This is a genomic window from Veillonella parvula (genome assembly GCF_048309325.1).
Lineage (GTDB): Bacteria > Bacillota > Negativicutes > Veillonellales > Veillonellaceae > Veillonella > Veillonella parvula_T.
The window spans coordinates 239,124-261,353 of record NZ_DBFBTX010000005.1 but is presented as its reverse complement, the minus strand read 5'-3'; the positions used below and the strand labels follow the sequence as shown (position 1 = coordinate 261,353).

General features: G+C 39.2%; 24 protein-coding genes, 1 other RNA gene and 1 other annotated feature (1 of these 26 cut by a window edge). All 25 genes read right to left on the bottom strand.

Features of this window, described 5'->3' with window-relative positions; translation table 11 throughout:
* Positions 1 to 184, bottom strand: a binding site (T-box leader); it reaches 49 nt to the left of the window's first position.
* Between the two features lie 237 nt (positions 185 to 421).
* The 25 genes from ACMKPP_RS05925 to ACMKPP_RS05805 all read right to left on the bottom strand — a co-directional run bounded on the left by ACMKPP_RS05925 (position 422) and on the right by ACMKPP_RS05805 (position 22,210).
* Positions 422 to 1,411, bottom strand: a complete 990-nt coding sequence (locus tag ACMKPP_RS05925; protein WP_418369453.1) for a hypothetical protein — start codon at positions 1,409 to 1,411, stop codon at positions 422 to 424.
* Positions 1,412 to 1,512: 101 nt separating this feature from the next.
* A complete protein-coding gene (locus tag ACMKPP_RS05920; RefSeq protein WP_314983964.1) occupies positions 1,513 to 1,788 on the bottom strand; it encodes a DUF4911 domain-containing protein in 276 nt (91 codons plus the stop codon).
* A 3-nt stretch (positions 1,789 to 1,791) separates the two neighbouring features.
* Positions 1,792 to 3,036 (bottom strand): peptidase U32 family protein, encoded by a 1,245-nt coding sequence (locus ACMKPP_RS05915; RefSeq protein WP_418369452.1) that lies wholly within the window; start codon positions 3,034 to 3,036, stop codon positions 1,792 to 1,794.
* Positions 3,036 to 3,644, bottom strand: coding sequence for an O-methyltransferase (locus ACMKPP_RS05910; protein WP_119563189.1), 609 nt, complete (start codon positions 3,642 to 3,644; stop codon positions 3,036 to 3,038). The genes ACMKPP_RS05915 and ACMKPP_RS05910 overlap by 1 nt, the downstream gene beginning before the upstream one ends.
* A gap of 23 nt (positions 3,645 to 3,667) precedes the next feature.
* Entirely contained in the window at positions 3,668 to 5,101 is a 1,434-nt protein-coding gene (mltG, locus tag ACMKPP_RS05905; RefSeq protein ID WP_314983968.1) for an endolytic transglycosylase MltG, read from the bottom strand.
* 243 nt (positions 5,102 to 5,344) lie between these two features.
* Positions 5,345 to 5,641: a DUF1292 domain-containing protein gene (locus ACMKPP_RS05900; protein ID WP_008601328.1), complete on the bottom strand. Its 297-nt coding sequence runs from the start codon at positions 5,639 to 5,641 to the stop codon at positions 5,345 to 5,347.
* A 25-nt stretch (positions 5,642 to 5,666) separates the two neighbouring features.
* Positions 5,667 to 6,086, bottom strand: a complete 420-nt coding sequence (gene ruvX, locus ACMKPP_RS05895) for a Holliday junction resolvase RuvX (RefSeq protein ID WP_004696363.1) — start codon at positions 6,084 to 6,086, stop codon at positions 5,667 to 5,669.
* Entirely contained in the window at positions 6,086 to 6,346 is a 261-nt protein-coding gene (locus ACMKPP_RS05890) for an IreB family regulatory phosphoprotein (RefSeq protein ID WP_004696366.1), read from the bottom strand. Before ACMKPP_RS05890 ends, ruvX begins: the two co-directional genes overlap by 1 nt.
* Positions 6,347 to 6,500: 154 nt before the next feature.
* Complete coding sequence (gene alaS / locus ACMKPP_RS05885) at positions 6,501 to 9,116, bottom strand: alanine--tRNA ligase (protein ID WP_418369451.1); 2,616 nt, start codon at positions 9,114 to 9,116, stop codon at positions 6,501 to 6,503.
* Positions 9,117 to 9,393: 277 nt separating this feature from the next.
* Entirely contained in the window at positions 9,394 to 10,206 is an 813-nt protein-coding gene (locus ACMKPP_RS05880) for a C40 family peptidase (RefSeq protein WP_008714242.1), read from the bottom strand.
* An 84-nt stretch (positions 10,207 to 10,290) separates the two neighbouring features.
* Entirely contained in the window at positions 10,291 to 11,301 is a 1,011-nt protein-coding gene (locus ACMKPP_RS05875) for a glycosyltransferase family 2 protein (protein WP_004696372.1), read from the bottom strand.
* Between the two features lie 376 nt (positions 11,302 to 11,677).
* A complete protein-coding gene (locus ACMKPP_RS05870) occupies positions 11,678 to 12,055 on the bottom strand; it encodes a hydrogenase expression/formation C-terminal domain-containing protein (RefSeq protein WP_008714244.1) in 378 nt (125 codons plus the stop codon).
* 68 nt (positions 12,056 to 12,123) lie between these two features.
* On the bottom strand, positions 12,124 to 12,702 hold the full coding sequence (locus ACMKPP_RS05865) for a HyaD/HybD family hydrogenase maturation endopeptidase (RefSeq protein WP_302498308.1): 579 nt from the start codon (positions 12,700 to 12,702) through the stop codon (positions 12,124 to 12,126).
* The gene (gene cybH / locus ACMKPP_RS05860) at positions 12,695 to 13,504 is read right to left on the bottom strand and encodes a Ni/Fe-hydrogenase, b-type cytochrome subunit (RefSeq protein WP_287511120.1); all 810 of its coding nucleotides are present in this window, start codon (positions 13,502 to 13,504) and stop codon (positions 12,695 to 12,697) included. Before cybH ends, ACMKPP_RS05865 begins: the two co-directional genes overlap by 8 nt.
* A 14-nt stretch (positions 13,505 to 13,518) precedes the next feature.
* On the bottom strand, positions 13,519 to 15,420 hold the full coding sequence (locus tag ACMKPP_RS05855) for a nickel-dependent hydrogenase large subunit (RefSeq protein WP_418369450.1): 1,902 nt from the start codon (positions 15,418 to 15,420) through the stop codon (positions 13,519 to 13,521).
* On the bottom strand, positions 15,420 to 16,559 hold the full coding sequence (locus tag ACMKPP_RS05850; RefSeq protein ID WP_418369449.1) for a hydrogenase small subunit: 1,140 nt from the start codon (positions 16,557 to 16,559) through the stop codon (positions 15,420 to 15,422). The genes ACMKPP_RS05855 and ACMKPP_RS05850 overlap by 1 nt, the downstream gene beginning before the upstream one ends.
* A gap of 274 nt (positions 16,560 to 16,833) precedes the next feature.
* Positions 16,834 to 17,163 carry a thioredoxin family protein gene (locus ACMKPP_RS05845; protein ID WP_205112493.1) on the bottom strand — a complete coding sequence of 110 codons (330 nt, stop codon included), beginning with the start codon at positions 17,161 to 17,163 and terminating at the stop codon, positions 16,834 to 16,836.
* 57 nt (positions 17,164 to 17,220) lie between these two features.
* Positions 17,221 to 17,571, bottom strand: an RNA gene (gene rnpB, locus ACMKPP_RS05840) — RNase P RNA component class A.
* A gap of 49 nt (positions 17,572 to 17,620) precedes the next feature.
* Positions 17,621 to 18,724 (bottom strand): Nif3-like dinuclear metal center hexameric protein, encoded by a 1,104-nt coding sequence (locus ACMKPP_RS05835; protein WP_418369448.1) that lies wholly within the window; start codon positions 18,722 to 18,724, stop codon positions 17,621 to 17,623.
* A 20-nt stretch (positions 18,725 to 18,744) separates the two neighbouring features.
* Entirely contained in the window at positions 18,745 to 19,467 is a 723-nt protein-coding gene (locus ACMKPP_RS05830; RefSeq protein ID WP_418369447.1) for a tRNA (adenine(22)-N(1))-methyltransferase, read from the bottom strand.
* Positions 19,468 to 19,724: 257 nt separating this feature from the next.
* Positions 19,725 to 20,153, bottom strand: coding sequence for a helix-turn-helix domain-containing protein (locus tag ACMKPP_RS05825; protein ID WP_418369446.1), 429 nt, complete (start codon positions 20,151 to 20,153; stop codon positions 19,725 to 19,727).
* The gene (locus ACMKPP_RS05820) at positions 20,138 to 20,443 is read right to left on the bottom strand and encodes a hypothetical protein (protein ID WP_418369445.1); all 306 of its coding nucleotides are present in this window, start codon (positions 20,441 to 20,443) and stop codon (positions 20,138 to 20,140) included. Before ACMKPP_RS05820 ends, ACMKPP_RS05825 begins: the two co-directional genes overlap by 16 nt.
* 327 nt (positions 20,444 to 20,770) lie before the next feature.
* A complete protein-coding gene (locus ACMKPP_RS05815) occupies positions 20,771 to 21,220 on the bottom strand; it encodes a hypothetical protein (RefSeq protein WP_418369444.1) in 450 nt (149 codons plus the stop codon).
* A 13-nt stretch (positions 21,221 to 21,233) separates the two neighbouring features.
* Positions 21,234 to 21,623, bottom strand: coding sequence for a YcbK family protein (locus ACMKPP_RS05810; RefSeq protein ID WP_418369443.1), 390 nt, complete (start codon positions 21,621 to 21,623; stop codon positions 21,234 to 21,236).
* Positions 21,624 to 21,679: 56 nt separating this feature from the next.
* A complete protein-coding gene (locus tag ACMKPP_RS05805) occupies positions 21,680 to 22,210 on the bottom strand; it encodes a phage holin family protein (protein WP_295815403.1) in 531 nt (176 codons plus the stop codon).
* Positions 22,211 to 22,230: the final 20 nt, after the last annotated feature.

Sequence of the window (22,230 nt, the reverse complement as noted above, 5' to 3'; positions counted from 1 at the left end):
CAATATATGTGTATAGTTAATTCACTTCATTAAGCCCGATAACGGTGGCGACCGTATTTGCCTACTTAGGTTCGACAAATCAGTTTAAAGGGGGTAACTCTAATATATGTGTAAGGCATTTCCAGCATCAGCCTCTCTCTGGTACACAGGGATAAAAGAATCATGTCCTTTGCATCACTTTTACTAGATTATAGTATCATAGAGGACTAAAAAATTCAATACAGTTTAACTGTAAATTTAATAAGAACTATAAACTGTAATTTCTGTAAAAGCTATAAACTGCAAATCTCACCTTTATTTATACCTATATATACATATATCTTAAAAAAAACGGCCCGAGAGTGATATGTCCTTTTTACTAGACAACCAGTAAAGGCAGAACATATCAGAATCTCGAGCCATTATATACATTATTTGCAAATTAACGTTTGAAGTTTGTAGACAACATAGCACCAATTACTTTTTCCAATTTGCTAGTGGAAAGGTCTGGACCTTTGTAGAGTGTTAAGAGCACGTCATTAGAGTTATCTTGTTTAGATACCATCATAACACCGCTACCACGAGCACCGTTATCATCATAATCTTTCGCTACAATAACAAGGTTCAAATAATGGTCCTTCATGTATGTGTACACCTTGCTTGTACGTGCAGAGGATCCAATCATTTTTGCCATGTTCATACCACGGTTGAATACGATAGTATTGGCATTATGTGGATTTGCCGCTAACTGTTGCTTCTCTTCTTCATTTAGAGGCATGAGGTTTACCATGAGGGAGTCTCCCATTTTGCCCCGGAACATGGCTGGCATCGTTTCACGTACATCATCAGGAATGCCTGTGTCAGCAGTCAATTTCAATTCCTTAGATACGGTCATATATAAAACGCCCTTGCTATTGCGTCCCACCTCTGTAGTACTGAGGTCTACAGCGCTAAGCATAATGGAATCTTTAATGGTCGCCACTTGGTTAGCCAATGGTTTTTCAGGAACGCCACGGCTCGCCAATTGTACATCGCCAGATTTAGTTTTCTTCAATGTTTCCACATTCCAGCTTGCCCCTTTTTTATCTGCATCGCTAGCTTCTGTGAAAGCATTCGCCCCATCTTTTGTACCTACATATACATACGTTTGAGCTGGGATGATTGTATCTGGTGCGCCAGACTTATTAAAAGCCGCACCGTATACCACATTAGGAATCACAGTAGAACCAATTTGTAAATTGTTGTTAGTTTGGCTTTCAACATCAAAATTAATATTCCCTGTGAAAGTCATATCAGGACCATGGTTGATAACAACCACATCCCCTGCTTGAGGAATGATTACAGGGCCTACAGGACCCGCCATAGCTACACCTGCCATAGATACTCCAAGGCAAGCTGTTAATAATGTGCGTTTCAAAATAGATTGTTTCATAGATACACTCTCATTTCTCTACAATTCGTATACATTTGATGTAATTGTAAATCTAGTAAAGTAATTAAATTTCCTCATACGATTTACAATCAAAATTATACTTAACCTTCTATAGTGACATAGTCGGATAAACTACTTAATACTTCAAGCGCCAAAGGCCTTGTAGATGGTGTGCAGCGCAACATACACCGCCCACTCGCATCTACCGAGGTCATAACACCTAAATATTCATAGCCTTCAATGATGCGATTGATGAAATTCGTATGTTTAGTATCAATGTGAAAGTACACATACGCTTCTTCTCCAGAGGTGGTTAAGTCTGGTACATCTGGAAATGCACCGATTGATTTACTCGGCTCTAAGGCTGTACCGCTCATAAACTATTCATCTTCTTTAGGTTTGCACTCACGGCGCATCATGGAATACGGTTCAAGTGGTGTATCCATATAGATACGTACTTTCATTTGTGCATGAGGTGCTACATCGATAGGATTGCCATCTTCATCTGTCATTTTTTCGATAACAGTTTCAACGAGTTCCCCTTTCGGTTGGCAGAATTCTACCTTATCGCCCACCTTGAAGTTATTACGTTGTTCAAGATCAACGTATTTTTCTTCTTCGTTGTAGCCTATAACTAAACCGATGAAGTCATGGCTCTGCGTATTCGTAGATTTACCATAGTTTTGAGCCGTTTCATCAGGACGACCTTCTGCAAAGCCATCTGTATAAGGACGATGGGAAATCTTCTCTAATTCTGCAATCCATTCTGGACGAACATACCAATCTTTACCTTCTTTAAGATATGTATCAATCGCTGTACGATATACTTTTGCCACTGTGGCACAATAATGAACTGATTTCATACGCCCTTCGATTTTAAGGCTATCAATACCAGCTTCATAAAGATCTGGAATGCGGTGAATCAAGCACAAGTCTTTAGAGTTAAAGATATAGGTGCCATGTTCATCTTCTTCGATTGGGTAATATTCACCAGGTCGATTAGATTCTACAAGAGAATATTTCCAACGGCAAGATTGAGAACATTGACCACGGTTAGCATCGCGATTACCTGTCATATAGTTAGACAATAAGCAGCGACCGGAGTAAGAGATACACATAGAACCATGTACAAAGGACTCAATTTCAATATCTACATGGTCCTTCATTTCTTTAAGGTCTGCTAAGGATACTTCGCGAGCCGCTACAACACGTGTGGCACCAAGTTCTTTCCACATCTGAACTGTATGCCAATTCGTAGTAGAAGCTTGTGTACTTACGTGAAGCTCTAAACCTGGAGCTACGCGCTTAGCAAGGCTGAAAATTCCCATATCTGCAACGATGATAGCATCAATACCGATACTTTCAAGGAATTTCAAATAGTCTTCTAAACCTTCAAAGTCCTCGTTGTGAGGAATGATATTACATGTAACATGAATCTTTTTGCCATGCGCATGTACAAATTCTACAGCTTCCTTTAATTCCTCATCGGAGAAATTAGAGTTACCTGCGCGCAAGCCAAAACGTTTACCTGCGCAATATACGGCATCCGCACCATAGCGAATAGCCATTTTAAGCTTGTCCATATTACCTGCAGGACAAAGCAATTCCATAAAATGTTCTGCCATTATTTGTTGTGCCCTTTCCACACACTCACACTCATACCATCACCCATGGGATAAATGGTGGTGTTAAACAATTCTTTATTTTCAACATATGTTAAGTATTCTTGTAACCGTTTTACGATAGTTTTGAACCGTTTTGGCGGTTCCTTATCGCCCCTTACATAGCCTCTAAAGAGTACATTATCTGCAAGAATGACGCCCCCTTCTTTCACATGCGGCAGAATAAGTTCAAGTTGTTTTAAATATTGCCCCTTTGGCCCATCTAAAAACACTAGATCGTATTCGCCTGTGAGTTCCGTTAAGACTTGAGACGCATCGCCTTTTAGCAATGTAATTTTATCGGTATAATCGGATTGGTTAATATAGTATTTCGCCATTTCATAGCGCACATCATCCAATTCAATGGAGGTAATATGCCCGTCCTCTTCGTCGAGTAATGGTGCCATCAACAAAGCGGAGTAACCAATGGCTGTGCCCACCTCTAACACAGAGGTGGGCCGGTATAAACCTATTAATTCTTCAAATAGATGAACCTCAGATTCTCGTAAAATCGGCACATCATTAATCATCGCGTAAATACGCTGTTCATTTAAAATATCATTTAATATCATGAAAGTAGATTAAATCTCCTACATTATCTATTGTTAGTACCACTAGGAACTACCAACGTAGAGCGTTCAGCCGGATTTGCAGATTCTACCTGAATTTGTGGTGCTTGTTGTGCATTAGGAATAACGTTCTGCATCGATTCAGGTACAGGTGTCGTCGTTGGTACATACGTATTGGTATTTGTATTATTTCCATAGGATGGAGCAGTTTGTGTAACTTGCGTCGATGATTGATTTTGTGTTGAACCTGGTACAGGATCTGGGACCTCAGCCGCTGGAACTGTAGTTGGTGTGTATTTATAACTAGGTTCTACATCAACATATTGAGAATCTGCTTCCACTGCTTCTGCAGAACTATAATTATAATTAGGCTCTGTAGTCGCTACTGCTACGTCATAGTTAGGACCAGCTTGTGCAGCTACTTCAGTATTAGCAGAAGAATTTTTTACTGTGTCAGCGCCATAAATTTTATTAACCTCTGCTAAATGTTCTTCGTATGATTTAGAGAAGTGATTATGCCCCTCTTTATCTGCTACGAAGTATAAATAATCTGTATTTTCAGAGTGTAATACTGCATCTAAAGCTTTTTTACCAGGGTTTGCAATTGGTCCTGGTGGTAAACCTTTAGATACATATGTATTATATGGGCTTTGCAATTGTGTATCACCAATCGTTACATTTTCCTTTGCATAACCAAGTACATAGGAAATAGTCGCATCAGATTGCAATGGAATACCATGAGCTAGACGCTTTTTGAATACCCCTGCAATGGTTGGACGGTCTGCATCAAATAACGACTCTCGTTCAACGATAGACGCCAAGGTTACAAAGTCATGAATACTCATATGTTGAGCTTGAATTTGTTTCTTCACAGCTGGTGTGAGATAACGATTCATTTCATCAGCCATCATTTGAATAACATCACGAGGTGTAGCCCCTACGGGGATTTCATATGTACTTGGGAACAAGAAGCCTTCTACAGGATATGTAGCAGGTTTTGTGCCTTTCATGTATGGGTATGGTACATAAGTTTTAGCTTCAGCCAAGAAGTCCTTCGCCTTCATGATTTGATTCTTTTCAAGAACGATAGCGATATCCCCAACTGTATAGCCTTCAGGAATTGTAACACGAATAGATTCTACATGACCTTCTTGTAACAAAGAAATGAGTTCGTGCACAGTTACCTTATTAGGTATTTGATAATGGCCAGTTTGAAGCTTATCATTGGTACCACTCAAGTATAACCAAAGCTTAAAGCCTTGAGTTGAGCGAATAAGCCCTCTTTCAAAAAGCATATCTGCAATTTCAGTACCCGTTTGACCTTTTTCTATAACGACTACTTGTGTTCCATCATCTTGAGCAAAGGTATTCGGTACAAAGTACAATGCACCAAGGCCTCCACCAATAATTAATATACCTACAATAACTAGGATCAAAATATATCTTAAGGCTTTTCTCACGTTGTTGAGTTCCTTTCTATAACATAACAGTATATCAATTCATTATACCATAAACTCTATATTTCCCCTATATAAAAGGGCAATGATTACGCTTATTACATTTTATGCAATATATTAATTTTGTGAATTTGTTATGCCTTTAGCATAAATGAAGTCTCGTCTTTCTACAACAATGATAATGTATAACAAAATAAAAATAGCGCATTGTCCACTGACAATACGCTAAATTTATGCTAAAGACGATTATTCGTCTTCATCCATGTCTTCATACAATTTTACTAGAGTTTCAAAGTTTTCATCTTCTTCATCCAAAGGTACGTATTCTTCTACGCCTTCTTCGTTTGTTTCGATGCGAGCCAAGATCATGTATGTGTCATCTTGACCTTCATGATCAGCATCTTCATCTTGTACATGCACAAGAACGGCATACTCTTGACCTTCATGACTCAAGATAACATCTTCTGTGAAGTATTGTTTATTACCATGTTCGTCTTCGAATTCCAAATAATACACTTCACCTTCAAAATTTTGGTCAACCATTGGAAACCCTCCTTAAAGAAAATACTTATTTATTAAACTGCAAGCGATCTAAATATCCTTGCAAAATTACAACCGCTGCCATTTTATCGATAACGGATTTACGCTTTTTACGGCTCACGTCAGCCGCAATGAGTTGACGTTCAGCCATAACAGTAGATAACCGCTCATCCCAATATGTAACAGGTAAATCGATGACTTCCTTCATCTTTGCAACGAATTCTTCAGTCTTTTCAGCCCGTTCACCTTTTGTACCATTCATATTTTTCGGCATACCTACCACAAGTTCATGTACTTCATATTCAGAAATGAGTTCTTGTAAGCGATTAAAGTCTTTTTCTAGAGATGTTCTACGAATGGTTTCAATACCTTGTGCTGTCATGAGCAGTGCATCGCTACAGGCAATACCAATAGTACGGCTGCCTACATCTAATGACATAATTCTCATTATAGTTGTTTAGCCTTTGCGTATTCTTTCAACAATTCTTCAATCAAGTCATCACGCTCTAAACGACGGATATCGGAACGCGCATTATTATAACTTGTTATGTACGCAGGGTCTCCAGAGATTAGATACCCTAAGATTTGATTAATTGGATTGTAACCTTTTTCTTGAATAGATTGATAAACACGCGTAAGCACCTCTTCAGCGGTCATCGGTTCATCGTCTACTTTACGGAATAACATGGTTTCATCTGAAACGTTCATCGTATCCCTCCTTTTTATTACATCGGCAGATTTCACCATAAAAGTGGAATCTCACCTACTATTATACTTGAATTAAAGCTACAAAGTCAGTAACTTTTTATGCATTATGAAAAATTTCTATAACAGATACAAGTATAATTATAAAATTATATGCCTATTGTAACATAGATTTTAAGGCTTCACCACCAGCTTTTAATGCTTCCATTAATTTAGCTGGCTCTTTACCACCTGCTTGTGCCATATCTGGACGGCCACCGCCATTACCTCCAGCTACTTGAGCTGCTGCTTTAACAATATTACCTGCTTTTGCACCTTTAGCAACGACATCTTTAGATACTTTACATACAAAGTTTACCTTATCATCGCCCATAGCAGCGCCTACAAGAACCACACCAGAGCCATTCATTTTATCAAGGCCCATATCAGCTAAATCTCGTAATTCATCAATAGAAGATGCTTTTACAGCAGCCCCTACAAACTCTACATCACCTACCATAACTTTACCAGCAATAATGTCGGCAGCACCCGCAGCAGAAACTTCTTTACGAATTTGTTCTAATTCTTTTGCTGTTTCTTTAGCTTCCGTCAATACTTGGTGTAAGCGTTCTTCTATTTGAGAGGATTTAGTTTTAAGCTCGCTTGCCATGCGTTCAATAGTCAAACGATCTTGTTTTGCTGCATCAAGAGCTGCACGACCAGTAATCGCTTCGATACGACGTACACCAGAACCGATACCAGCTTCTGAAGTTAAGCGGAAAGAGGCAATGAATGCGGTATTTCCTACGTGGGACCCACCACACAATTCAACGGAGAATCCTGGGACCTCAACAACGCGAACCACATCGCCATATTTATCACCGAAAAGCGCCATAGCACCTTTTGCTTTTGCTTCATCCATGGACATTTCAGCAATGGCAAGATCAGTTGCTTTAAGTATCTCTTCATTTACAAGTGCTTCGATTTGATCAAGTTCCTCTTGCGTTACAGGGGAGAAATGGGTGAAGTCGAAACGCAAGTAATCTGGAGTTACTAAAGAACCTGCTTGGTTTACATGCTCACCTAAGATTTGTTTCAAAGCAGCATGTAACAAATGGGTCGCTGTATGATTGCGAGCCATTGCTGCACGGCGATTTGTATCCACTTCAAGAGTGACATCATCGCCTTCAGAGATGGAGCCTTCTACAACAGTACCAATATGGTATACAGTGCCTTCTGGTAAACGTTTAGTGTTATGAACCTCTACTTTACCCATTGAGCCTACAATAAAGCCTGTATCGCCTAATTGTCCGCCCCCTTCTGCATGGAATGGAGTCGTACGTACGATGATAGTAATTTCATCACCGTCAGCAGCTGTTTGTAAACGTTCAGCACCTTTACCTATCATCAATACAGAAGATGCTTCTACAGCCTCGTCCTCAAGAAGTTCTTCGTCTTTCAAGAATGTAATATCCGGTGTTGCTACCTTTGCATCTTCTTTAACACGGGCTTCACGAGCGCGTTCACGTTGCTCTTTCATAGCAGCTTCAAAGCCTTCATGGTCGATTGTAAAACCACGTTCAGAAGCGATTTCCTCTGTTAATTCCCAAGGGAATCCATAGGTATCATATAGTTTGAATACTTCAGAACCAGGAACTACAGTTGCCTTTTCAGCGGCTAATGTATCGATTAAGGAGTTTAATAACTCAAGACCTTGTTCCAAGGTTTGGTTAAAGCGTTCTTCTTCGTTTTGAACCACGCGTTTAACGAAGTCTTGTTTCTCAGCAATAGATGTAATACCAGGGCCAAGAATGTCTACAACTACATCAATAAGTGGTGTTAAGAAGATACCTTCAATACCAAGTAAACGGCCATGACGTACAGCACGGCGTAAAATACGACGCAATACGTAGCCGCGACCTTCGTTGGATGGCAGTACGCCATCGGAGATCAATGCAGTGACAGCACGAGCGTGGTCAGCGATAACTTTTAAAGAAACATCTGTATTTGGATCTTCGTTATATGTAACACCAGCGCGTTTTGCAGTGGCTTCGATGATTGGGAAAATCAAATCGGTTTCAAAGTTTGTTTTACAGCCTTGTAATACAGAAGCCAATCGTTCAAGACCGGCGCCTGTATCGATGTTTTTATGTTGTAATGGTTCATAAGATCCATCTGGCATTTTATTGAATTGAGTAAACACTAAGTTCCAAATTTCAAGATAGCGATCGCAATCACAGCCTGGCGCACAATTAGGGTCATCACAACCATGTTCAGGACCTTGATCAAAAAAGATTTCGCTATCTGGACCACATGGGCCTTCGCCAATTTCCCAGAAGTTATCTTCGAGACGCGTGATATGGCTCTCTTCTACACCACAATCATTATGCCATGTATCATATGCCTCTTGGTCATCTGGATATACAGTAACATATAATCTATTTTTATCGAGTTTAATAACCTCAGTTAAAAACTCCCACGCCCAATGAATAGCTTCTTTTTTAAAGTAGTCCCCGAAAGAGAAATTCCCCAACATTTCAAAGAATGTATGATGCCGTGCTGTACGCCCTACGTTTTCAAGGTCACCGGTACGCATACTTTTTTGGCATGTTGTAATACGACGACAAGGAGGTACCAATTTACCTGTAAAGAAAGGCTTCAATGGCGCCATACCTGCCCCGATCAATAACAAAGACGGATCGTTTTCTGGTATAAGAGAAAAACTATCTAATTTTAAATGTCCTTTACTTTCAAAAAACTGCAAGTATGCTTGACGCAGTTCATTACCCTTCATGTGTATATTCCTCCTAAAATTATTTACTCTTCATTATAACTCAAAAACGATATAAAATCTATCAAAAACATTGAGATTATGCGGAATTCCCGCACTTTCACACTAATCCAATCAGACTGTTAAAGATATAAATTTTAATCCATATTTTTTACAATAAAAGTAAAGATCAAATTTAGTCAATGCTAGTTAAATCGTGAATAATAAACATAAAAAGAGGTTATACAAATCAACAAAACAAAATTGATTCGTATAGCCTCTTTTATAGCTAGTTATTAAATTAGCGTACAACGCGTTTTGCGCCGATGTAACGTTCACCCCAATAGCCAGTATCAAGATCTGCTACTGCAACACCACGACTGGAAGTGGCGCTAATGAACTTGCCATCGCCAATATAAATGCCAGAGTGAGATGGACCTGGTTCATATGTTTCGAAGAATACCAAATCCCCTGCTTTCAAGTTCGCACGAGAAACTTCAACACCTACGTTATACTGTTCATCTGCCAAACGTGGTAAGGAAATACCTTGTTTTTCAAATACATATTTAACATAACCAGAGCAGTCAAAGCCACTTGGAGTAGTACCGCCAAATACATATGGTACACCGCGGTATTTGTCAGCTTCTGCCAAGATTGCGTGAATACTGCTAGGTGTTTCATTTTTCGTAATATTGTTTAATTTAACGTTCTTGCCATTAATGGATTGACCAGCGATACGACGGGATGTCGCGTTGCTGTTTGTAAAAGCGGATTTCGTTGCTACTGCTTTAGTCGCTGCATTTTGAGTCAATACTGCCTTCGTAGAACGAGGAGCACCCATCAATGCGTTATACGTAGCAGGACCTACGATACCATCCACTGGAAGGCCACGATCTTGTTGGAATAAACGAACTGCCCACTTCGTTTCCTTACCATATACACCATTTTTATCTGTAGCATTATAGCCGTGTTTAATTAGTTGTTGTTGAACCGCTGTAACACTTTTGCCCTTATCACCATATTGTAATGTTGTTGCGCCAACCATGGCTGTTGTGGCACACACAAAAGTTAATGTTAATGCCGTTATTTTAACCTTACTATATTTTGACTTCATATGCTTCCTTTCCAAAAAACTTTTAAAGTAAGTTATTTATTCAAAATATACTAACCGTCTATTTATTTGCATTCACAAATACAGCTAGTCTTCTTTGCTCTTGTTGGTATAAGCCTCTGGTGCCATAAAAACATCTGCACTGCTTGGTCCGAGTAACGGAGCCTCTTCATGCTCTTCAAAATTTATAGCTGACTTAACCCAATACAAAGGCCGTTGCTTCACCTCTTCAAAAATACGACCTACATACTCGCCAATGATCCCCAGTCCGACGAGTTGAATTCCACCAATAAACAAGATTGATACGCCCAAGGTTGTCCACCCATTCAAAGCTTGTCCTGTAAGATATACATACAAAAGATGTAAGATGAGCAAAAAGCTCATTCCACCACAAAGTACACCTACATACAAGGCCGCCCGTAAAGGCACCCTAGAAAAAGCGGTTACACCATCGAGAGCAAATCGAATCATTTTACGCACACTAAACTTTGAGACACCTGCAAATCGAGGTGGTGCCACAAAGTGCAACTCTGCTTGTCTATACCCTAAGGCGCCGACAATACCGCGCAAAAATCGACCATGTTCTCTAAATCGTTTCAACGTGCCCAATGCTTTACTATTCATGAGGCGGAAATCTGACCCACCTTCAACAATAGGAACATCGGCCATTTTGTTCATTAGTTTGTAATAATACTTAGACGTGAAAGATTTAGCCCAACTAGCGTCATCAGTTGAATCGCGAATGGTACGCACCACATCATACCCTGATTCCCACAATCGAACTAGTTCAGGAATCAATGCAGGCGGATGCTGCATATCACCGTCCATTGTAATGACTGCATCGCCATGAGCATAATCAAGTCCACATGTAAGTGCCGTTTGATGCCCAAAGTTACGAGCCAGCAATAACACTTTAACATGTTTATCATTGAATGCAATTTCACGCAGTATCATAGCTGACGAATCACTAGATCCATCATCCACGAAGATTAGTTCATAATCATACGTGAGACCTGACATAACATCAGTTACAGCTTTATAAAAGTTCGCTATATTTTCCTCTTCGTTATATACAGGCACTACAATAGAAAGTAACATAAATCCTCCAAAGTATTTTACTCACATATTTTATGTTAATTAGTAAATTAAGGCAAATGCTAAAGGTTAACAATAGGTCTAATAATGTTTATAAAGCCAGTAAATAAGCCATTTCTCTATAAAACACCAATAAAACACTTCATTTATCTTTTATATAAATACAGTAAATCAATATAATATCTATTTATTTGTAAATCTAATTAATAAAGCGATTTATAAAAAATATTTATTTTAATGATATGTAAATAAATATGATTATTTCTGACTTTATTAAATATTAATCAAAAATTTATATGTATTTTTATCACAAATTTACCAAAAATATCTATTTTCATCTATTTTTCATAAAAAGGAGACCCCTTAAGGGTCTCCTTTACTATAATCCAGCAGCATCAATCCAAGATTGTAAATCTTCCTCCGCCAGTTCCATATCCTCTATATAAGCACCAGCTACAACTGGATACTTAGCGACCTCTACGGTATGTAAAATTGAGTCATCACGACCATTTTTATAAGTCCCAATCCAGATTCCAGAAAATTGTGATTCATACCATTCTACAGGTTGATCAGTTTCATTAAAGTTAATCGTAATATGACCGCGTCCAAGTGTTTCTAATACTTCAACTTGTTCTTCCTCTGTTAAACCCGTTTTTTCAATATAAATCGAATATGTCTCACCAGTTTCACGCAAATTCTTTAGAGCCAAACGCAACTCATTTAAAACGGCGCGAACATTACCATAATTTTCAATCATAAATACTCCTATACAGAGACTATCTTTACATTCTATAAGCTATCTATATACTATATGAAATTTTCACTTTATGCTTTAGGCTCAGCTACTACGCCCCATTCTCGTAGTACATTCAAAACACGTTTCTTAACCTCAGGCAAGGCGCATTGTACCGGCTCGCTAGGTTCAAAACCAATTTCCAATGATTCCGGCTCTACACCGATAACCACTGCATCTTCTAATGGATCCTCTTGAATAGCACGGATGCGTAAAATATCTTGCATTCCTACTTCATGTACAGAAATATGTTCCGTAAAATATTGTTCTAATTCCTTATGAGGAAATTCATATATAGTTCCTGGAGCATCTCCGCCATTAATAGCGTCTACAAGAAGGATTTTCTTCATACCACGCATATACGTAAGTAATTCCATTCCCATAGTGCCACCGTCAATAATGGAAATTGCAGGCGTGAATGTGAAAGATTCTTTCAATTCTTTTACTACATGAACACCTAATCCCTCATCGGTAAGCAAAATATTGCCGACTCCGAGTAGGATAATTTCATTGTCTCCATCATCATAAAGGCTATTTAAATCAATACGCGGACCCTCTGAGTCCGCGTATTGTTCCAAGCCACTGATGATATCAGTACTTGTATTAATCATTTTCTTGTAATTCTCTTTCTCTAGGATCATTAGGATCACTTGGACGGTATGTAGTACCAGATGGTTTATCAATACGTTCCCCACGACGACGTTTACCATTGAGGTCTTCAATATCAATTGGATCATGAGCGTAATATTTCATACCGGAAACCATAGCCGATACTTCGCCCGATTCCTCCATAACATCTTCTCGGAATGCCATATACACGTGAACAATAGTAAAGAACAAGAATCCCCACGCAATGTAGTGATGGATAACATGGACTTTGTATTCCCCACCAAATAATGTAACCACTGGTGAAAATAACATTCCTAGAACACCATTAGGCTCAATCATCGAATACATTGCAAAACCCGTTAAGATTTCAAAGAAGAACATAATGTATACCATCATATACGCAGTTCTAGCTAAGGAATTACGAAGCCAATGATGTTCATGTTTTTGAGGGATCATCAAATAGTGCAATGTAGTTTCTTTAAGACCGTACCAATACCGTTTTTGACGGAATTTAGGCAATAGTCTGTCCCCTCGATTCCAAAGAGCACCGGCAAATCGGAAGATAAAGGAGGATGTTAAGATAACACCCGCAATGAAATGGATACGACGCATAGTTTCCATAGAAAACCAACCATCAATTGCAAAAGTTGGCTCTGGATTACCTGTAATAGCCGAAAACCCTGGATCACCAATATATAAACCAGTCCAGAATAAAGCCGTTACACTAAGCACCATAGTCCAGTGGAATATGCGTAGCCATAAACTAAATACGACATACGCCTTTTTGTCAGTATGTATTAACATAAGTCCACCACCCTTTATTTACACAATGCATCTGTATTGACGGAAACAATTTTTTCGCCTTTTTTATTGTATAAATGGGTTGCACATGCTAGGCATGGATCAAAGGAGTGAATTACCTTCAAAATTTCAAGTGGTTTATCCGCAATTTTTACATGTGTATCAATCATAGCATCTTCATAGGCACCATGTTCATTAGCTGCAGTTTTAGGGCACGCATTCCATGTAGATGGTACGATACATTGATAGTTTGCAGAGCGTCCATCTTTAATATGTATCCAGTGCCCCAAACCACCACGAGGCGCATCTACAAGACCAACACCTTTAGCATCTTTATCCCATGTATTTGGTTCAAACTTAGTCATATCCGCTACTGTAGTATCACCATTTTTAATATTAGATACAAGTTTGTTAAAGAAGTATTGGCTAATATTTGCCGCGACTTGTGCATCAAGACCACGACATGCTGTACGTCCTACCATAGTAGTCATCCATACATGAGCTGGTACACCCAATACTTGTGATACTGTATCAATTTGACGAACAATCATAGATTCAGCCCAAGTTGGGTCTTTGATTATGCCTTGTTTTACCTTTGTATACACAACAATATACTTTGCTAATGGACCAACCTCTGCAGTTTTTCCTTTGAAAGTTGGAGATTTAATCCAAGAGTATTTTTTATCTTCATCAAGGAATTCCCATTTTTCTTTTGTACCAGATTTAGGACCTGTAAATTTAGGATCAGTAACACCTTCAATAGGATGAAGTGTTTTTGTTCCATCTGGATATGTAAACCAGGAATGATCAACCTCTTCACTAAGGTATTGAGGATCCATGAAATCTTTACCTTCTAATGGGATAAATGTTGCTTTATCTACACCTAACGCAAAGTTTTCAACAACGCCATTGGAACGAACAATACATTTCTTATGATAGTCACCATTAGAAATACCGGTGTACGTATCATCAGGATAATCGCCATAGGACATAACGCGTTTCTTCGCAAGGCCACCACCATCGATCATACCTTTTTCTACATATATTTTACCGATAGCTAATAGATCTGGCACGTAGAAATTATCAACTAAGTCTTTAGTCAATGCAATAGATTGCTCTACGGCGGCAAGGCGTTGTGTATTAATAGGGGCATTCATATCATTCATAGAAATAGAGCATGGCATGCCACCTACAATGTAATGAGGATGAGGGTTTTTGCCACCAAATACAACATGAGGAATTACAATATCCCGTTGACGATCAAGAATGTTCAAATAATGAGATACGGCCATCAAATGAACTTCTGGAGGTAACAAGTTATAATCAGGATGATCCCACCATTGAGCAGAGAAAATCCCCAATTGACCTGATTCAACTATTTTTTTAACCTTTTGTTGTACAGCCGTAAAGTATGCTGTAGTAGCCTTAGGAAACTCTTTAGGATAGGCTGAATCTTTTGATGCCGTTTCCGCAGGTGCTAAACCGCTCACATTATAAGTTGCTAATACATCATTTTGTAATTGAGCGGTTTTAGCAGGATCTGCACTAAGAGCTGCTATCGGGCTAACCCAATCAAGCGCATGTAAGTGATAAAAATGCACGATATGATCATGCACATCTAGACTACTATGCATGATATTACGTATATAATTTGCATTTTTAGGAATTGTAATTCCAATTGCATCCTCTACCGCACGTAATGCTGCCAACGCATGTGTTGTAGTACATACACCACAAATCCGTTGTACGAACGCCCAAAGGTCACGAGGATCGCGATCTTTAGCAACAAGTTCGATACCGCGCCAAGCAGTACCAGAAGACAATGCATCCTCTACTTTACCACTCGCTTCATCAACTTTTATTTCAACCCGTAAATGACCTTCAATACGGGAAATCGGATCTACTACTACGCGTTTCATTAGTGACCTCCTCCATTATTATGTTTCTTTTCATCCCATAAGCCTTGTTCTTTTAAGCGTTTTTCTTCTTTCATATCAAGAATTTTATTACGCGTAAGAGTTGCTGCACCATGAACGATAACCGCTGCAGTGGCACCAACGGCAGCTACTGTACCGATTGTATCAGCAGTTGTGATAGTATTAGCCAATGGAATATCTGGTAATCGTTTGTAGAACACATCATTATCCCAGAAGCCCTTTTCAGAGCAACCAATACAGCCGTGACCGGATTGAATTGGATAGGACAAACCATTCCACCAACGTAGATTACCGCAAGAATTATATGTTTGAGGTCCACGACAACCTACCTTGTACAAGCACCAACCAGATTTAGATGCATCATCATCAAATTTTTCAACGAAGAGTCCAGAATCAAAGAAGGCACGACGATAGCATGTGTCGTGAATACGATTGCCATAAAATTGTTTTGGACGACCTTGCGCATCAAGAGGTGGGATTTGACCAAATAATGCATAGTGCATGATTACACCAGTCATAACCTCTGGAATTGGAGGGCAGCCAGGGACCTTGATAATTGGCTTACCAGTTACAACGGAAGATACAGAAACTGTATTTGTTGGATTTGGTTTTGCAGCCTGTATACCACCCCAAGAAGCACAAGAACCATATTCTATGATTGCTGCAGCTCCTTTAGCTGCTTCTAATAGGGATTCTTTAAATGTACGTCCACCTACTGTGCAATAAACACCATCTTCATCAAGTGGTACGCCACCTTCAACAGCCAAGATATATTTACCGGCTTTTTCTTTGATGATTTTTTCTAAATGTTCCTCTAGTGGTGTGCCAGACGCTGCCGCCAAAGTATCATCATATTCAAGAGAAATCATGTTCAAAATAACATCAGAAGTAAAGGGAGAGGATGAACGGATAAAAGATTCACTACAACCAGTACATTCATGACCATGCAACCAAATCACCGTAGGTAATTCAGTTGTTTCGGCAGCCTTAACAACGGTGTCTAACATCGTTGGAGGTAGACCTAAAATAGCAGTGAGTGCTACACAGGATTTCATAAATGTGCGTCGACTCAAACGGCGTTCTTGGAAGAGTGTCCACAAACTATTTATACGATTCTTCATGGAATATAGCCTCCTTACAACAACTTTGCGCAATATAATTATATTACTTAATAAACTACAACGTTTATGACAGAAATCATTTTTATGAGCTCACTCTATCAGTTTGACGAAGTTCAACCAGCATGATAACAATCATATTTTTACTATTTTATTATATCACTTAACATTTTTAAAAACTATAAAATTTAACAAAAAAGCTGTATATAAGAAATTAACTTTTCTTATATACAGCCTCATGTTATTTATTTTCTACGAATTCCTAGTTATTAATTAATTAGATAACTTCCTTTATTAGAGACTCAAGCATATCTGCTTTTTTATAACCCACAAGGGAATCAAGCATTTTACCATCTCGGAAGAATACTAAGGATGGAATACCATCAACATCTTCTTTTAACAAAATACCTCGAAGATTTTTATCTTCTGCATCAACACTAAAGAATTCTACTTGACCTTTTAAACGCTCTGCTACGTCTTCAATCTCTGGACGCATAACGGTGCAAGGTTCGCACCAACCAGCCCAAAAATCAACAATAGCTAAACCTTTAGCGCCAAGCACTTTCTCATCAAATTCTTGTACACTAGTAATTGCTGTAATTGCCATGAAGTTCTCCTAACAAAGATCTACAATCTTATATACTATCAATTATATGTTAAATATGGAAGCAAGCAATCAATAAGCCGAGTTCTGTTCCACTTGCGCGGTGACGATTATCTTTCTAGGCGTACAGTCGCCTGCACGCTCGAGCGACACAACCCGGAAGGTAGGCGGGACCACCCTTAACCCTTCCCTATTCGGTCTTGCTCCGGATGGGGTTTACCGAGCCAGCCTGTTACCAGACTGCTGGTGAGCTCTTACCTCACCTTTCCACCCTTACCACTTACGTGGCGGTTTCCTTTTCTATGGCACTTTCCCTAAGGTTACCCTCGCCAGACGTTATCTGGCATCCTGCCCTATGGAGCTCGGACTTTCCTCGAGTCTTATAGACTCGCAATCGTCTTTCATACTTGCTTCAATTCAGTTTATCATAGCTAACAATTTGTTGCAAGAAAATGCATCATTACACAAAGAAGAAATCATTTTGTTCTGTAAAAGCTTTCACAGGAACAGTAAATCCTACAGAGATTAAATAGTCACACAAACCACGCGCCACTATAGACTCAGTTCCAAAATGACCCGCATCAACTACGAGTAAGCCTAATTCCTTAGCCATTTGCGCCTCATGATACTTCACATCACCCGTGATATAGGCATCTACATGTAATCTAGCAGCATCCTTAATAAATTCAGCACCTGCACCAGAGCATAGCGCAATAGATTGAATTGTTTCTGGCGCAACACCGGCAAAGCGAATATTGGCATCAGGCAAAGCCTCTTGTACCCATTCACGGAAAGAATCTAAGTTTAATGCATTTGGCAAACGCCCTACACGTCCTAGATATTGAGTTGAACTGGTAGGCTCAACTATATTTAAAACCTCATAAGCCACCTCTTCATACGGATGAGCTGATTTCATAGCCGTTACGACTTCGCTTAAATGTGTACCATCGACTATAGCATTTACTTGTACCTCAGGAGCCACAGTCAAAGTGCCCGCTGTCCCAATGACAGGATGAGAATCTTCATTACCAACAAAGCGCCCTTCACCATGGATACTGAAACTGCAATACTCGTAATTACCAATTCGGCCTGCCCCTGCATTCCCCATAGCCAAACGAACCGCATCAGCCGAGCTTTCAGGTACAAAGGTCGTCACCTTATAGAGCACCTCTTCACCAGTTTTAATAAAGCCCTTAATATCTGTGAGGCCCAATTGTTTCGCCAACATATCATTAAGACCGCCTGGTGCAATATCAAGATTTGTATGAGCACTATATACGGCAATCTTATGTTGTATCAACTGATTGATCATGCGACCTTGTACCATATCGCAGGATAATTGTTTCAAACCTTTAAAAATCAATGGGTGATGACTAATAATTAGATTACAATTCTGTTCAATAGCATATTCTATGGTCTCTTCTGTTACGTCTAACGTAGTCACTACACCTGTAACAACTGCATTCCGATTGCCCACCATTAAACCTACATTATCCCAAGACTCTGCATAGGAGCGGGGTGCTAGTTGTTCCATTACAGTAATAATTTGTTGAACCGTCGTCATAAAATCACTTCCTCTCTATTCTATAAAAGATTCCAAAGAAAATTAACTTCCTGCTCTAAATCCTGATATTTATCAATATAACTTAATTTCTCTGTCATATCTTCCAAGGCACATTGTCGTTGATATATTAAATACTCTATATATTTCTTCCAAAGTGGTGGTCTGTCTTGTTCCAATAAAGCCCCTACAGACCACAACAAGGAATCTTCCGGTAACGCTTGATAAGCATCTACATATTCAGTCATACCTGTATAAGCTTCTACACAATCATTGCGTACTGCTAAAAACGCTGTATAGAGCTTACCAGCATCTTCTACGATGATTTCTAGAACGATAACATATCCCTTTTGAACCATGTATTGACGTAATTCTTTTTGTCCATTCTGTGGTTGGAGTACATAGAACTCTAATGGTTCTGGACCTGCATCTATAATATCTCGCATTAAAAAGCCACCCATACCGCAACAGATGGCACCATTCAACTCGCCCTGCTTGGTCACTTTAAGTCCGTCCCCTAAGCGACAATCTACTTTAGAGGCTAATCCACAAGACTCAACATATGCTCTTGCAGACTCTAACGGACCCTTATGCACATCCCCGGCAATGACGTATTCAGCACGTTGACGATTGATAAGCTCTACCGCTAAATAGCCGTGATCGGTACCAATATCTGCAATGGCATGAGCCTTTGGTACGATTGAGAATACCGCTTCTAGGCGGTCCATCATAGGTCTAGGTTCCATAACTTCCTCTACTATCACTAATTATTTATTCTTAATTACTAATTCTTGATTATTTTCTTACTTATTTATTCTCGTTTATATATCTATAGACACAATACTATTCTAAAATAATCTCTATTATGTTGCCTCAAAATGAGTTACATATAAAAATAACCGCCCTTGAAATCTCAAGGACGGTAGATATCAACATAATGGTGGGCAATTCATACCATAAAGCGAACCACTTTTATATAAATTCTACCGCCTACCCTATTACTTTAATCATTAATTTTGCTTGATAGATCTTGAAATTCTTTATCGTCGCTTAAATCATATAATCGTTCTGCCATGTATTTATATGTTCCGTCGGTATATGTAACTTTCGTTACTTTATATTCATTTCCCTTTATATCTGTGGCGTTGCGTGTAATGTCTTGATATTCGCTTATATCGCCTTTATTATTTGGCAATTCATCAACAATAACGCATTTTGTAATTTCTTTATTAATTAGCAAATCCATAATATCCTCACTTATGTTTCTTAGTTTATCTATCACCAATAGTTCGGCCCATTCTGGCGGCTTTCTGCTGCCTGTTTCCCAATTTTCTATAGTTCTCTTTGGCATTTTGAAAATCTCTGCCATTTTTGCTTGTGTGAGGCCAGCATTTAATCTAGCCTCTTTTATTCTATTTATTTCTTTAACCATGTATCACGGATCGCCTTTCTTTCCTCAGCTGTGAATACTTGCATTTGTCTTGGTTTTGTTTTACCAGCCTTTACAATCGCATAATCCATAGCGTCTGGCTTGTTCCATTCTTCTTTTAATTGTTGGCTTTTTTCTTCGCTAAATTCGCCTAATGCCACTCTGATAAGTTCGCCCTTCTTATTGTAGTGTACAACAAAGTTTTTATAGTCGCTTGCTGTTGTACCTGCTGGAACTACTAATTTTTTCATTTCTAATTCTGTTAATTCGTTGTAAGTTTTAGTTGCTTGCATTTTTCTATCTCCTTATATACTAACTGGGTTTATATCCCTTACCTTGATTTAAGTATATCACTCATTGAGTGATGATGCAAGCACTTTTTAAAATTTTTTCCTATTTTTACAAAAAAATAAAGGCCCACTACATTAAATGTATATATTCAATATAGTAGGCCTATTTACTTACCAATTATCAAAGCTATGCGTCCACCCTCACATAGTAGGGAGATAATCGGATCACCTCGATTTCATCGAATAGCGCCAGCTGCGCCAATTAGAAAACCAATCACACCACCAGCGGCCCATGTATCACGTTGCCGTCTGAGGCGTTGCTCGGTTCGTCTATTGTTCTTGATTTCGTTCCTCAATTCGTCTAATGAGTTCGAGGCTTGATTTAATCTCTCCTCTTGCTCTGTTATTTTGCTCGAGGCTTTCGCTAATTCTTGCCCCTGTTTCTCGTTGATAGTCTTCAATTCGGTTAAGGCTTGCGTCCTCTCGCTGTTGATAGCCCTCAATTCGGTTAATTCGCTCGCCTGCGTCGTGGTTAAGCTGTTGGCTTGTTTCAATGAGTTTGTTGAGTTCTCGATTGAGGCGTCGGATTTCTGCAAGCTGTTTTTCAGTCTGTTCCAGTCGCTCAATGGCACGCTGATAGTTGGCTCTGGCTGTGAAATATCCACTTGCGAGGCTGCCAACGCCATAGAGGAACAGAACACAAATAGCACCAACAATAAGGCGCTGCATAGTAGCCTTAGATTTAAGCGTTTCGAGGTATGTCTTACATTTCTCATACATGATAACCCCCTATTTAGTCCATATCACTCCAGCGAGCCTCATAACCTCGCACATCAACATGAACGAAGTCTTGATAGTAATATTTACCTATGCCGTCGGCGCCGCATTCCTCGGCAATTTGTGCGAGATAATCTACGTCAATTCCGTCGTAGGTAATGTCAGCAGCAACGCCTTGCGTATGATAGGAATTAGGAACACCACCAACCTCGGCATTATGCTCTGGGCAGCGGTAGCCGCTATTGATAGTAACAGGAACGCCTAAGCGCTCACGAATTCTGTCTAACAGGTCTACAAGCCTCTTGTCGATGATGTGATCTAGTTTATTGCGTCCGTTTTCATCAACCTCATGCCGCTCACAATGACAAGCAAATTCGTAATCGTCGAAATATTCGCCAATTTTCATAGTTTTTACCCCCAATATAAAAGGCTGCACCCTTTACGAATGCAGCCAATACCTAATTATTTTTTTAAAATCATATCTATTTTTGAGTGGACTATATCTAATAACCCTGTTACTGTACTGTTTCCGCCGTCTCTCATGTTCTCGAGAATACTTAGGAACTCAACCGAGCCAAGATACAGCCATACTAGATTAACCGCAAAAGCGTAGTTTCCAGCCATGAAATCAAAGCACCATGCCGCAGCGGTTGCAAGGCAGTACGTGAGCACTTTTGTAACAAAGGGCTTTCGCATATGCTTAGAGGATATTAACCCCTTACCCCAAGCAGCAGGAATAGCGATATACTTATCAGAACCGCTAATATTCTCTGGGCTAGCCCCTAAATCTAGCAACATTTGATAGCCGATAGCCGCCCATTTTGTTAGTAAATCTAGGAATACTAACAAAATGAATATCCCTAGCACCTGCACGTGTTTAAGTCCAATCATATATATAGCTATTTCAGCAACAAATGCCAATATAGCTTTAAGCACAAAGGACTCTGTAAGAGTTCGCCATGCCTCGCTCATGAAATTTGTTAATTCTTGCATTTGTTCCCCTTACCACGTTT